The 13,548-nt window shown below is 70.4% G+C and carries 13 protein-coding genes; 11 read left to right on the top strand and 2 right to left on the bottom strand.

The annotated features are described in order from the left end of the window. On the top strand, window positions 1-627 hold a 627-nt coding region (locus tag H5J30_RS06270), incomplete at its 5' end, for a sugar transferase (protein ID WP_181786160.1). 74 nt (window positions 628-701) lie between these two features. On the opposite strand, the gene H5J30_RS06265 is transcribed toward H5J30_RS06270, so the two are convergent. After that, window positions 702-1,658, bottom strand: a complete 957-nt coding sequence (locus H5J30_RS06265; protein ID WP_181786159.1) for a GDP-L-fucose synthase family protein — start codon at window positions 1,656-1,658, stop codon at window positions 702-704. A gap of 102 nt (window positions 1,659-1,760) precedes the next feature. Here H5J30_RS06265 and H5J30_RS06260 point away from each other — a divergent pair, with 102 nt between their 5' ends. From H5J30_RS06260 to H5J30_RS06215, 10 genes are all read left to right on the top strand, one after another. Beyond that, complete coding sequence (locus H5J30_RS06260; protein WP_181786162.1) at window positions 1,761-2,951, top strand: RNA-guided endonuclease InsQ/TnpB family protein; 1,191 nt, start codon at window positions 1,761-1,763, stop codon at window positions 2,949-2,951. A 92-nt stretch (window positions 2,952-3,043) separates the two neighbouring features. Beyond that, a complete protein-coding gene (gene gmd / locus H5J30_RS06255) occupies window positions 3,044-4,057 on the top strand; it encodes a GDP-mannose 4,6-dehydratase (protein ID WP_181786158.1) in 1,014 nt (337 codons plus the stop codon). A 64-nt stretch (window positions 4,058-4,121) separates the two neighbouring features. After that, window positions 4,122-6,245, top strand: a complete 2,124-nt coding sequence (locus tag H5J30_RS06250) for a CBM96 family carbohydrate-binding protein (protein ID WP_181786157.1) — start codon at window positions 4,122-4,124, stop codon at window positions 6,243-6,245. Next, entirely contained in the window at window positions 6,245-6,700 is a 456-nt protein-coding gene (locus H5J30_RS06245) for a hypothetical protein (protein WP_181786156.1), read from the top strand. Before H5J30_RS06250 ends, H5J30_RS06245 begins: the two co-directional genes overlap by 1 nt. A gap of 9 nt (window positions 6,701-6,709) precedes the next feature. Then, a complete protein-coding gene (locus H5J30_RS06240; protein ID WP_181786155.1) occupies window positions 6,710-7,549 on the top strand; it encodes a glycosyltransferase family 2 protein in 840 nt (279 codons plus the stop codon). A 66-nt stretch (window positions 7,550-7,615) separates the two neighbouring features. Then, the gene (locus H5J30_RS06235; RefSeq protein WP_181786154.1) at window positions 7,616-8,431 is read left to right on the top strand and encodes a helix-turn-helix domain-containing protein; all 816 of its coding nucleotides are present in this window, start codon (window positions 7,616-7,618) and stop codon (window positions 8,429-8,431) included. Then, on the top strand, window positions 8,428-8,613 hold the full coding sequence (locus H5J30_RS06230; protein WP_181786153.1) for a DUF397 domain-containing protein: 186 nt from the start codon (window positions 8,428-8,430) through the stop codon (window positions 8,611-8,613). Before H5J30_RS06235 ends, H5J30_RS06230 begins: the two co-directional genes overlap by 4 nt. 123 nt (window positions 8,614-8,736) lie before the next feature. Then, on the top strand, window positions 8,737-9,243 hold the full coding sequence (locus H5J30_RS06225; RefSeq protein WP_181786152.1) for a hypothetical protein: 507 nt from the start codon (window positions 8,737-8,739) through the stop codon (window positions 9,241-9,243). Beyond that, a complete protein-coding gene (locus tag H5J30_RS06220) occupies window positions 9,240-10,685 on the top strand; it encodes an SGNH/GDSL hydrolase family protein (protein ID WP_181786151.1) in 1,446 nt (481 codons plus the stop codon). Before H5J30_RS06225 ends, H5J30_RS06220 begins: the two co-directional genes overlap by 4 nt. Before the next feature lie 76 nt (window positions 10,686-10,761). Continuing rightward, on the top strand, window positions 10,762-12,207 hold the full coding sequence (locus H5J30_RS06215; RefSeq protein WP_258563137.1) for a sulfatase family protein: 1,446 nt from the start codon (window positions 10,762-10,764) through the stop codon (window positions 12,205-12,207). A gap of 7 nt (window positions 12,208-12,214) precedes the next feature. Here H5J30_RS06215 and H5J30_RS06210 read toward each other — a convergent pair whose 3' ends face one another. Continuing rightward, window positions 12,215-13,357 carry a glycosyltransferase gene (locus H5J30_RS06210; protein ID WP_181786150.1) on the bottom strand — a complete coding sequence of 381 codons (1,143 nt, stop codon included), beginning with the start codon at window positions 13,355-13,357 and terminating at the stop codon, window positions 12,215-12,217. Window positions 13,358-13,548 lie beyond the last annotated feature (191 nt).

Raw genomic sequence — 13,548 nt, 5'->3', positions numbered from 1 at the left:
ATCGCGCCGCCGCTGCGCCGGGGCGCGCAGTCGACGCTGAAGGCGGCGAGCGACCGCGTCGCCGCGGCCGTCGGCATCGCGCTGCTGGCACCGGTGTTCGCGGTGATCGCGGCGGCGGTCAAGTGCACCTCGCAGGGTCCCGTGTTCCACAGGCAGACCCGCCTCGGCCGCGGCGGAGCGCCGTTCACCATGTGGAAGTTCCGCAGCATGGTCGAGGACGCGGAGCGGCAGAAGACCGCGCTGTCCGTGGTCAACGAGCACGACGGCAGCCCGATCTTCAAGATCCGCCGCGACCCGCGGGTCACCCGCGTCGGCGAGGTGCTGCGCCGCAGCTCGCTGGACGAACTGCCGCAGCTCTTCAACGTCCTGCGGGGGGAGATGTCCCTCGTGGGCCCGCGCCCCCCGCTGCCGGAGGAGGTCGCCCGCTACAGCGACACCGAGCTGCGCCGGCTCGCGGTGAAGCCGGGGATGACGGGCCTGTGGCAGGTCAGCGGCCGCTCGGACCTCACCTGGGACGAGACGATCGCGCTGGACCTGCACTACGTCGAGAACTGGTCCTTCGCCCACGACATGGACGTGATGGCCCGCACCCTGCGCGCGGTCGTCGACGGCCGGGGGGCGTATTGAGGTACGGAACGACCGCTCGGACCGCGCGCCGGTCCGGCTCCTCGGAGCCGGCCGGCGCCGCGGTGCGGTCGGTGTCAGGCACCCACCGCCGCCGTACTGCGCCAGTCCTCGTACACCGCCGCGATGCCCTCCCGCAGGGCGATCTCCGGGCGCCAGCCCAGCTCCGTGATGCGCGAGACGTCCAGCAGCTTGCGGGGCGTGCCGTCCGGGCGGCTGCTGTCGAAGGCGATGCGGCCCCGGTAGCCGACGACGTCCCGTACGGTCTCGGCCAGTTCGCGGATCGTCAGGTCCTCGCCGCAGCCGACGTTCACGGGGCCGTCCGCGTCGTAGCCACGCAGCAGCGCGAGGCACGCCGCCGCCAGATCGTCCACGTGCAGGAACTCCCTGCGGGGCGTTCCCGTGCCCCAGAGCACGACCTCCTCCGCGCCCGACTCGCGCGCCTCGTGGAAGCGGCGGACGAGCGCCGGCAGCACGTGGCTGGTCTCCAGGTCGAAGTTGTCGCCGGGGCCGTAGAGGTTCGTCGGCATCGCCGAGATGTACGCCGCGCCGTACTGCCTGCGGTACGCCTGCACCTGCTCGATGCCGGCGATCTTCGCCAGCGCGTACGCCTGGTTCGTCGGCTCCAGCGGGCCGGTCAGCAGCGAGTCCTCGCGGATCGGCTGGTCGGCGAGCTTGGGGTAGATGCACGAGGAGCCGAGGAACAGCAGCCGGGGGACGTCCGCCGCGTGGCTGCCGGCGATGACGCTCAGCTGGATGCGCAGGTTGTCCTCCAGGAACTGCACAGGGAAGCGGCTGTTCGCCATGATCCCGCCGACCTTGGCCGCCGCCAGCACCACCGCGTCGGGCCGTACGGCCGCCAGCCAGGCCGCCGTCCCCTCGGCGTCGCGCAGATCCAGCTCGGCACGGGTGCGGGTCAGCACCTCGTACCCGTCGGCGGCCAGCCGCCGGGCGACGGCCGACCCGACCAGACCCCGGTGGCCCGCGACGAAGACGCGCGCACCGGTCGGCAGCAGCTCAGTCGATCGTGTCATCGGACGTACGGGGCGGCGGCTCCCAGGCGCGAGCCCGGGACGGAAGCCCCTTCTCCCTTCGTTGCCGGTGTGGTTGTCAGCGACGGGCGTTACATTCAGCGCATGCCCCGGTACCGACTGCGACCTACCTGCGAGCAGGAGCGTGCCCTCGCGTCGCACTGTGCGAATGCCCGGTTCGTATGGAACCTGGCCGTCGAGCAGCACTCCTGGTGGACACCTCGCCGCGGGTCGGCTCCAGGGTACGTTGCCCAGGCGAAGCAGCTCACAGAGGCACGGGCGGAATGCTCATGGCTGCGCGCAGGCTCGCAGATGGTGCAGCAGCAGGCGCTCCGGGACTTCGCCCAGGCCATGGCGAACTTCTTCGCCGGCACCCACGGCCGCCCTACTTGGCGCAAGGCCGGACGGCACGAAGGGTTTCGGATCGTGGCCGTCAGACCCGGGCATATCCGGCGGCTGAGTCGCCGTACAGCGGAGGTGTGGGTGCCGAAGGCGGCATGGGTGCGTTTCCGCCTCTCCAGGCCGGTGCCCGAGGGAGTGAAGTCGTATCGCGTCACTCAGGATCGGGCCGGGCGCTGGCATCTCGCCTTCGCCGCCGTGCCCGATCCCATCCCCGCACCCCGCAACGGCGCCCTCGTGGGAGTTGACCGCGGTGTGGCCGTGTCCGCCGCCCTCTCCACCGGCGAGTTGCTGACCGTGCCTGGGCTGGGTCCGTTCGAGGCACGTCGGTCACGGAAGTTGCAGCGGCGCCTGGCCCGCTGCCGGCCGGGTTCGCAGGGGCGGCGCCGAGTCAAATTGGCCCTGGGGCGGCTGCGCGCCCGTGAGGTCGACCGGCGCAAGGACTGGGTCGAAAAGACGAGTACGGGTCTGGCCCGCCGTTTCGACGTGATCGGCGTGGAAGAACTGAGCATCCGGCACATGACCGCCTCGGCCCGTGGCTCGGCCGCCCAGCCTGGACGGGGAGTCAAGGCGAAAGCAGGGTTGAACCGGAGCATCCTCGCCGCCGGGTGGGGCGCTCTGGTCCGGCGCCTGGAGCACAAGGCGCCAGGACGCGTCGTCACCGTTGATCCGGCGTACACGTCGCAGCGTTGTTCGGCATGCGGGACCGTGGACCGGGAGGCGCGCGAGAGCCAAGCCGCCTTCCGCTGCCGCGCCTGCGGGCAAGCGAGCAACGCCGATGTGAACGCCGCCAAGAACATCAGAACAGCCGCCGGGCGGGCGGTTGCTGCGCGGGAAGGGCCTCGGGTTGCCGGGCCGGTGCACCGCGAACCTCAATCGGATCCCCTCTCGGCCTGAGAGGACATCCGTTGGAATCCCTCGCTTCCGGGCGGAGGAGGACGTCAAAAGCAGGATTCTGTCATCCGGCGGAATGATCAGAGGATGGAACCATGGGCAAGACGGCCCTCATCACCGGGGTCACGGGCCAGGACGGCTCGTACCTCGCCGAGCTGCTGCTCGGCAAGGGCTACACGGTGCACGGCCTCGTGCGGCGCTCGTCGTCGTTCAACACCGAGCGTATCGACCACATCTACGAGGAGCCGCAGGAGCCCGGCCGCAAGCTGGTGCTGCACCACGCGGACCTCACCGACGGCGTGGCGCTGGTGAACCTGCTGCGCGACCTGGCGCCCGACGAGGTCTACAACCTCGGCGCCCAGTCGCACGTCCGGGTCTCCTTCGACGCCCCGCTGTACACCGCGGACGTCACCGGCCTCGGCTCCATGCGGCTGCTGGAGGCGGTGCGCGCCGCCGGCATCGACACCCGGCTCTACCAGGCGTCGTCCTCGGAGATGTTCGGCTCCGCCCCGCCGCCGCAGAACGAGCGGACCCCGTTCCACCCGCGCAGCCCGTACGGCTGCGCCAAGGTCTTCGGCTACTGGTCGACGGTGAACTACCGGGAGGCGTACGACCTCTTCGCGGTCAACGGCATCCTGTTCAACCACGAGTCGCCGCGCCGCGGTGAGACCTTCGTCACCCGGAAGATCACCCGCGCCGTGGCGCGGATCAAGGCGGGCCTCCAGGACCGCCTCTACATGGGCAACCTCGACGCGATACGCGACTGGGGCTACGCCCCGGAGTACGTCGAGGCGATGTGGCTGATGCTCCAGCGCGACGTGCCGGACGACTACGTCGTCGCCACCGGCGAGGCCGGCAGCGTCCGCCAGTTCCTTCAGGCCGCGTTCAGCACCGCGGACCTCGACTGGACGGAGTACGTCCGCTTCGACCCGAAGTACGAGCGCCCCAGCGAGGTCGACGCGCTCATCGGAGACGCCACGAAGGCAGGCGACCTGCTCGGCTGGAAACCGCAGGTGAAATGGCCCGAGCTGGCCCGGATCATGGTGGAGGCGGATATCGCGGCGCTCGACGCCGAACTCGCCGGTGCCACCGTCAGGATCGACAGGTAAGACGGATACTCTCTCCCCGGACTCGCGACGCGCGGCCGCAGGGGACGACGGCCCAGGGGGGCACATGCACAAGCACAGAAGAACGCGGAAGTGGGGCGCGCTCGGCGTCGCCGTGGCGGTGGTGACCGGGACGCTCGTGACGGTCGGCGTCACGTACTCCTCGCCCGAGGCCGAGGCGGTGACGCCGCCGGTGGCGATGACCGCGGACGACCTGGCGACCTGGCAGACCAACGGCGTGGTGTGGTCCATGGCCGAGTCGAACGGCGTGGTCTTCGCCGGCGGTACGTTCTCCGCCATCCGCCCGCCCGGCGCGGCGGCCGGCACCAGCGAGACGAAGGTCGCGAACTTCGCGGCGTTCAACGCGGCCACCGGCGAGCCGACGAGCTGCAAGCTGAACTTCACCATCGGCTCCGGCACCGCCACCGTACGCGCGCTGACCGTCTCCCCCGACGGCAAGACGCTCTACGCGGGCGGCGAGTTCGGCTCCGTCAACGGCGTCTCGCGCAGCCGCGTCGCGGCCATCGACATCGCCTCGTGCTCAGTGAAGTCCGGCTTCAACGCCGGTGCCGTCTCCGCCCGGGTCTACGGTCTCGACGCCGCGGCGAGCGGCCGGCTGTACATGGCGGGCGACTTCAAGACCGTCCGCGGCGAGAGCCGGGTGAAGTTCGCCGCCCTCAACGCGACCACCGGCGCGCTGAACTCCTGGAAGGCCAACGCGGGCCCGGACCGGGCCGGCCGCGTCATCGAGGAGACCCCGAACGGGCAGCACGTGGTCGTCGGCGGCGACTTCAACGGGCTCAACGGCGACAGCAGCGTGCACGGCCTGGGCGTCGTCCGCGCCGACACGGGCGCGACCGTACGGGCCTTCAAGGGCGTCAGCAACAACACGAACAACCCGTACGAGCTGCACTGGAACTCCCTCGTCAAGGGCATCTACATCGACGAGTCCGGCATCTACACCGCGCACGAGGGCCACGGCGGCGGCGTCTTCGACGGCCGGCTGGCGATGAACCTCAACAGCACCTTCACCCAGCGGTGGCGCGACACCTGCCTGGGCGCCACCCAGGACGTCACCGTCTACAAGGACGTGCTGTACAGCGTCTCGCACGCGCACAACTGCGGCAGCATGGGCCAGTTCCCCGAGCTGAACGAGCGCCAGCACATGCTGGCCGAGTCCGTGGACAACCCCAAGCCGCTGCTGTCCTGGTTCCCCGACACCGACGACGGCCCGTCCGGCACCGAGCAGATCGGTCCGCGCGTGATGGTCACCTCGTCCAGCGGCGGCAAGGACTACATGTGGATCGGCGGCGAGTTCACCCGGATCCAGTCCAACGGCAACAAGCTCCAGCAGGGCCTGGTCCGCTTCGCCAACACCCCGGACTCCCGCAAGCCCGTCGCCGGCGCCACCGGCGTGACGGCGGCGAACGTCGACGGCGGCGTGCGGCTGCGCTGGAAGGCCGGCTGGGACCGCGACGACAGCAAGCTGACGTACACGATCTACCGCAACGGCGAGGCGCTGGCGACCAAGCCGACGCTGGACTCCAACTTCTGGACCCTGCCGCAGGGCAGCTTCACCGACACCGGGGTCAAGCCCGGCACGACGTACAGCTACCAGATCACCGCGAGCGACGCCGTCGGCAACACCACCGCCAAGTCCGCGGCGGTGACGGTGACCACGCCGGGCACGCCGGCCGAGACGACGGTCGAACGCACCGCGACCGCCGACGCCTACGTCAACGGCTCGGCGGCGAGCACCAACTACGGCGCGCACAACCAACTCCTGGTCAGGAAGACCTCCCCGTACCTCAGCTACCTGCGGTTCTCGCTGCCGCAGGCGCCGAGCGGCATGACGCTGAAGTCGGCGAAGCTGACGCTGCGCACCACCAACGACGCCAGCGCCGGCACCCCGGACACGGTCAGCGTGCAGCCGGTCACCGGCGCCTGGTCGGAGTCGGACGTGACGTACGCGGCCCGGCCGGCGCTGTCGTCCACGGTGCTGGGCAAGTTCACCGGCGCGACGGAGCTGGACACCGACTACACCGCGTCGCTGTCCGCCGCCCAGCTCGCCGGTTCGCTGGGCGACACCCTCGACGTGGCGCTGACCAGCGACGGCACCGACGCCTGGTGGGTGCGGGCGCGCGAGACCTCGTACGCCCCGAAGCTGACGCTGACGTTCGGAGCGGGCTGATGCGCGCCCGTACGGCACGAGGCCCGCGCACGGCGCTGGCGGCGGCGGCCGCCGTCCTCGCCCTGGCCCTGGCCGGCTGCAGCGGGGGCGACGACGACGGTGACGACGCGGCCGCCAAGCCGTCGGCGTCCCAGCAGGACGGCGACCGCGCCCCGAAGGACCCGGGCCCGGCGGAGGAGGAGAAGGCCGACGACACCGAGAAGGTGCCGGAGGAGGACCTGGCGCCCGCCGAGGGCGAGTTCTCCGAGAAGGAGAAGACATACCTGAAGGACCGGGTGCCCGAGGGTGTGGACCCGGCGGCGATCCTGGAGGCGGGCGAGGAAGCCTGCGCCAAGATCGAGAGCGCGGCGGCGACGGACGAGAAGCTGGCCCAGGAGGCCATCCGCTCCGGTGACATCGCCAACGCCGAGGACGCGATCCGCACCCTGTGCCCCCAGTACGAAGACCTGCTGTAGGAGTCCGTCTTGAAGAGACTGCCCATCGTCGTCGCGATACCGACCAAGAACGAGGCCGAGAACATCGCGACGACGGTGCGGTCCGTCATCGACCACTTCGAGGCCGTGGTGGTGGTCGACTCGGACAGCACGGACGACACCCGCGCCCTCGCGGCGGACCAGGGCGCCGAGATCGTCCCGTACACCTGGGACGGCAAGTACCCGAAGAAGAAGCAGTGGTGCCTGGACCACATCCACCCGGAACTGGACTGGATGCTGTTCGTCGACGGCGACGAGACGCCGAGCCCGGAGCTGATCACCGAGCTGCACCGCATCTTCGACCCGGCGGCCGACGGCACCCTCCGGGTCGCCCCGGCGGCGTTCGACATCCCCCTGGGCTACTGGTTCGCGGGCAAGCGTCTGCGACACGGCTACACCATCGTCAAACGCGCCCTGATGGACCGCACCCGCGTCCGCTTCCCGGAACTGGGCGACCTCGACGCCCCCGGCATGGGCGAACAGGAGGGCCACTACCAGCCGCTCGCGGACGGCCCGGTGGTGCGGCTGAGGGCAACGCTTGAGCATGAGGACCTGGATCCGGTACGCACGTGGTTCGAGCGGCACAACCGCTACTCGGACTGGGAGGCGTGGCTGGAACTCCACCCGGAGGTCCGCGAGGAGATCCGCCAGGCCAAGACCCGCCAGGGCCAGCTCTTCCACCGCGCGCCGCTGAAGCCGCTGGTGTCGTTCGCGTACGCCTACGTGTACAAACGCGGCTTCCTGGACGGGCGCGCGGGGCTGGACTACGCGCTGGCGATGAGCTTCTACCGCTGGCAGATCGGGCTGAAGACCCGGGAGGAGAGCGCGTAGTTTCCCCTCACGGAGTGCCCTCGACTCACTACTGTGAGTGGAGAGACGAGGGGTGAGGTGAACGCGGTGACGACGCTTGAGAACTCCCAGCCGCCGGTGCAGTGGCGGTACTGCGGCAACCAGACGAAGCGGTGGCGGACGCGGGCGGGTGTGAGCCGGGAGGAGTTGGCCACAGAGGCGGGGTACGCCTACGACACGGTGAAGATGATGGAGCAGGGCCGTCGCCGTCCGACGCCGCGGTTGTTGCAGGTGGCGGACGAGATGTGCGATGCGCAGGGGCTGTTGGTGGCGGCGCTGGGGTACTTGCAGCCGGAGAAGTTCGCGTCGTACTCGCAGGAGTACATGCTGTACGAGGCGGAGGCTGTCGCCCTGAGCTTCTACCAGCCCCACTACATTCCCGGTCTGTTGCAGACGGACGAGTACGTCCGAGCGGTTCTGGCTGCGTTCGTGCCGCCGCTTGATGCGGAGACGCTCGAAGAGCGGGTCAAGGCACGTCTGGAGCGGCAAGTACTGCTGGCGATCGGGAGCCGCTCGTTCAGCTTCGTCGTCGAGGAGGCAGTATTGCGCCGCCGTTTCAGCAGTGAGGAGGCGCACGAACGGCAGTTGCGCCGATTGCTGGATGTCGCCGAGCAGCGCAACGTCACCCTGCACGTAATGCCATCTGACCGCGGCCTCCACCCCGGCCTCCGGGGCCCGCTCGTCATCCTGGAAACACCTGAGCACGAGCACCTCGTCTACGCTGAAAGCCAAGCAGGCGGGGTGCTCTACGCTGATGCAGAGAGGGTCAATATCGCGATGCGCCGCCGTGACATGATCGCGGGCGAGGCCCTGTGCCCCGGAGACTCCGTACGGCTCATTACGAAGCTGCTGGAGGAGCGATGAAAGACAGGCTCGACTGGTTCAAGTCCAGCTACAGCAACGACGAAGGCGGCGAGTGCGTCGAAGTCGCCGCCGTCCCCGGCGCCGTGCACGTCCGTGACTCCAAGGACCCCCACGGTCCCCACCTCTGCTTCACCCCCGAAGCCTGGGCCGCCTTCCTCACCCACACGGCCATCCACGCCTGACACCCACGCCTCCGACAGGCTCAGGCCCATTGACCCCGGGCCGGTTCGTGATGCAGCGTGATCGGGTGCAATGACAGGTGCCCGTCAGGTTGAACGGACCGGAACTCTCCGGGGGACTGATCGATGGCCAGAGGTCTGCTGCGTACCTGGGCGCTGCTCGGTGTGACCGCCGCGCTGTTAGCCGTTGCCGGATGCGAGAGTGGTCCGCCCGACGACGATGAGCAGACTCCGACGCCCGGAGTCACCGAGTCTCCGTCCGAGGACGAGATCGCCGCCGCCACGATCGAGTACATCGAGGGCGAGGGCGCGATCCTGGTCCGGCTGCACCGGGAGGCCGCCGAGATGCCCGACGCGCTGGACGACGCGGCGCTGGCGGACCGGTGTGCGAGGTTCCGGGGGATGTTCCAGGATCAGTACCCGGTGGAGGAGTTCCTTGAGAAGCTGCAGCGCCTCCCCGATCCCCAGGCGGGGCGGCTCTGGACGGCCGAGATCGAGGCGATGCTCTCGACGATCGAATCGTGCGCCGTGGGTGACCGGCGCGAGGCGCGCCGGAGAGCGAAGCTCACCGCGACCGCGGCGAACGACCTTGAGCAGCGGCTGGCCGAGCTGCGGGAGGTGGGGGCGCGGTGAGGGGCGGCCGGTTCCGCACCGGGACGATGGCGGGCACCGCGGTCATCATGCTGGCGTTGACGTCGCAGATGCTGATCGGGGCGCCGACGGCCGCGGCCGAGCCGCCGGCCAAGCCGTTCCGCATGCTGGTGCTGGGCGATTCCTACTCGTCGGGCGAGGGCCTGATCGACCTCGCGGGGCCCTGCGCGCAGTCCTCCTACGCCTACGGGCACCAAGCCGCCCGGTCCCGGGAGTTGGCCCGGTACGTGCAGCACCCCCGCGTGGACGAGTTCCTCGCCTGCACCGGCGCACGGAGCGTCGACAAAGGTGAGTCCCACGCGAACCTGCCCGACCAGCGTGCCGCCGTACGCGCCGCCGGCAAGCCGTACGGACTGGTCGCCATGACCATCGGCGGCAACGACATCGGCTTCGCCGATGTGCTGTCAGACTGTATCTTCGGCCGCTTCAAGTTCGAGCGCGTCGGCAGCTTCAAGTTCAAGCCTCGGGGCTGCTCGACCCCTGAGAGCGAGCTGAACGCAACCGTCGACGAACTCGGCAGAAAACTTCCCGGCCTCTACGACGACATCGCCGAGGAGACGCTGGAACCCGGCGGTCACCTCGCCGTGCTGGGGTACCCGCAGCTCTTCGAGGACCCCGGCCGCTGGAAGGCCGGGAAGAGGCTCTGCGAATTCATCGACGCGGATGACGTGGCGATGCTCCGTCGTGTCGGGAACCGCCTGAACTCGACCATTAGCCGGGCGGTCGAGCGAACCACCGTACCCGGCGTGGAGTTCGTCGACGTCGCGCCCGGGTTCGTTGAGCACAACCTCTGCGGGAAGGACGAGTGGATCAACGGCTTGGCGTCGATTCCGGGCTACACGGCGCAACGTCCCCGTAGGGGGGTCCGGACCAACGTGGCCATGCATCCGAACGTCCACGGGCACGCCTACGAAGGCGAACTGCTGGCACGCGAGGTGACGACGTTCGACTGGTCGGACTACGGCAAGACCCCCACGGTCACTCCCACGCCTCCGACCCAGGGTCCCGGCGAGCCCCACGAGATCTGTCGCGAGGCGTCGCACGAGCGGGTGTGCGTCCACACCGACATCCTCACCGGCAGCGATGACGCCGCCGGTCTGGGGCACGGCCACTACGCCGCCCCGCGCCAGATGTTCGTCGGCTCCAACCTCGTCCTGAAGGGGCTTACGTGGGAGGACTGGGGCGAGGCCACGGCGCGCGGCCGGGGCTGGACGGGCAGCACCGACTGTGAACCCAACTGCGGGGAGGGCGAGGCGGACCGGCAGGACGTGGAGGTCGAGGTCTCCCAGCTCGTCGACACCGAGGACCTGCGCGTGTACACCTGCGCCCGAGCGCGTAAGGACGGCGAGGACTGGGGTTCGCTGGGGGTCGGCCGAATGTGCCTCGACGTCGAGGGCGAGCCGGTCGGCGACGACGGTGGCTGATCCCCGGCCTCATGCAAGGGAACGGTGCGACCACGTCGTGGTCGACGGCGGAGGACGACCGGAGCGGAGGCCCTCGATGAGTTCAGGACACCCGGGCGGCAAGGACGTGCGCAGGCGCACGATGCTGATCGGCGGGGTCGCCGGTGCGCTGGCGCTGGGCATGCCGGCCCGGGCGGCGGGCCGTGGGCCGGACCGGCCGGTGAACATCCTGTTCGCGATCGCTGACGACTGGGGCTACCCCGACGCCGGCGCCAACGGTTCCCCGGCCGCGAGGACGCCGACGTTCGACCGGCTCGCCGCGGAAGGCGCGCTGTTCACGCGCGCCTTCTGCGCGGCCCTCTCGTGTACGCCGTCACGGAACGCGATCCTCACCGGCCAGGCGCCGCACCGCCTCGGGGCGGGGGCGAACCTGTGGTCCGAGCTGGCGGCCACGTTCGACGTGTACCCGGACCTCCTCGGACAGGCGGGATACCGCGTCGGCCGGATGCGCAAGGGCTACGGCCCGGGGGTGTCGCCGCAGTGGCCGCACGACCCGGCGGGGCCGGGCTTCCCGTCATTCGAGGAGTTCCTCGGGCAGCAGCCGGAGCGGACACCGTTCTGCTTCTGGCTCGGCTCCTCCGATCCACACCGGCCGTACGACCCCGAACTCGGCGAGCAGTCCGGCATCGACCCGGCCGCCGTGGACATCCCGCCGTATCTCCCGGACACGCCGGAGATCCGCGCCGACGTCGTCAACTACCTCGCCGAGGTGCAGCGCTTCGACCGCGAGGTCGGCGACGCGCTGCAACTCCTGGACGAGCGAGGGCTCGCCGAGAACACGATCGTGGTGATGACCGGAGACCACGGCTGGCCCTGGCCCCGGGCCAAGGCCAACACCTACGACGCCGGCACCCACGTGCCGCTCGCGATCCGCTGGCCGGGCCGGGCAAGGCCCGGAACAGTGATCGACCGCCTGACGGTGCTGAGCGATCTCGCTCCCACCTTCCTCGACACCGCCGGGCTGCCCGTACCGGCGGCGATGACCGGGCAGTCGCTGGTGCCGGCCCTCTCCGGCACGGCCGCCCCGCGCGAGTTCGTCGTCATCGAGCGCGAGCGGCACGCCCGCGCCCGGGAGGGGAACCTCTCGTACCCCGTCCGTGCACTGCGGACGGACAGGTGGCTGTATATACGCAACTTCTTCCCGGAGCGCTGGCCCGCCGGCGACCCGGACTTCGACCTGGGCCTGCAGGGGATCTTCGGCGATATCGACGCGGGGCCCACCAAGACACAGCTCCTGGAGAACCGGCACGAGCCGGAATTCGCCGAGGCGTTCCAACTGGCCACCGGCAAGCGGCCGACGGAGGAACTCTACGACCTCGCATCCGACCCGCACAGCCTGGAAAACCTCGCGGACGATCCCGAACATGCCGCGTTGAAGACCCGGCTCCGGGCCCAGTTGCGGAACTGGATGCGCCACACCGGCGACCCGCGCGCCGTCGCCCCACGGACCGATTTCTGGGACAACGTCGAGTATTACGGGTGACGCCGCCTCAGCGGCGGACCTCGTCGTAGACGTCGAGGAGGGTGTCCACCACGCCGTCGATGGCGAAGCGGTCGTTGATCAGGCCCCAAGCGGCCTGCGACGCCTCCTCGTTGGCGGCAGGGTCCAGGAGTTCCAGGACCGCCTGGCCGACCAGGGGGCCGTTGTCGGTGTCGGCGCGGCTGTCGAGGACGCGGCCCGCGCCGGCCTCCGCCACGTCGGGGCCGAGGCCGCAGGTGCGGGTGATCACGACGGGGACGCCGACCGACATGGCTTCCAGTACGGAGACGGGGAACGGTTCGACGACCGACGGGAGGACGTAGACGTCGGACTTGCGGTGCTGGTCCAGGACCTCGTCGGGGGTGAGGGAGCCGACGTACGACACCGCGTCCGCCACGCCCAGTTCCGCCGCCAGCCGCATCATCGGCTCCGCCAGTGCGCCGGTGTCCGGTCCGGCGAGGACGAAGCGGGCGTCGGGGTACTTCGCCAGCACCACGGGGATCGCCCGGATGAAGTCCTCCGGCCGCTTGCGCTCCTGCACCCGCGCGACGTACACGATCGTCGGCGGTCCCGAGGTCCGCGACGGCCTGCGCTCCTGCGGGAGTACGCCGTTGACGAGGCGGCGCGGGCGGTTCAGGGGCGTGTCGGGGATGACCGCCTGGATCTCGCCGTGCTCGAACTCCGTGAGGTACAGCGTCGCGTCCGCCCTGCGCAGCGCGCGGCGCAGCCCGAGTACGTCGACGGCGCGGGCGACCGGCTTCTCGGTGGGGTCGATCATGCCGTGGGTCTGCAGCACCACCGGCACCCCGGCCTGCTGGGCGATGAGCGCGAAGGGCAGCGTGATGAGGTCCCGCATGAGGTGGACGTGCACGACGTCCGCGGAGCGGACGAGGCGGCGGGCGCGGGCCAGCAGCGCGGGCGAGGTGATTCCGCTCACCTCGAACCGCGGCAGCACGTGCTTGGCCTGGTACATGAACGCGGGCACGCCGTCGATGTCGCGGGGCAGCGGTCCGTCGAAGCCGTCGCCGAGGGTGGCGATGCGCGAGTCGACGTCCCGGGCCCGCAGCCCCTTGGACAGGTTGAGCGCGACGCGCGTGGGCCCGCCGAAGTCGTTCGTGGGCGTGTGCAGCGTGACGACATGCAGAACTCTCAAGACGGGCCCCTCCTCGGCACCCCCCGGCACCGTACGTATGTTCCCGGAGCCTACCCGCCGCACAACCCCGAGCCTATTTAGACTGTCTTCGGTTGCGGGACGGCGTTTCAGGGCGATACGGGGCGGGGGCAGTTCAGGCATGACGGACCAAACGGACGGGCCGCGGTCCGGCGGGGGCGACGGCGCGGGCC

Origin of the sequence: Streptomyces phytophilus, from assembly GCF_013870535.1 — a bacterium.
Lineage (GTDB): Bacteria > Actinomycetota > Actinomycetes > Streptomycetales > Streptomycetaceae > Streptomyces > Streptomyces phytophilus.
This window is presented reverse-complemented; position numbering and strand designations above follow the sequence as displayed.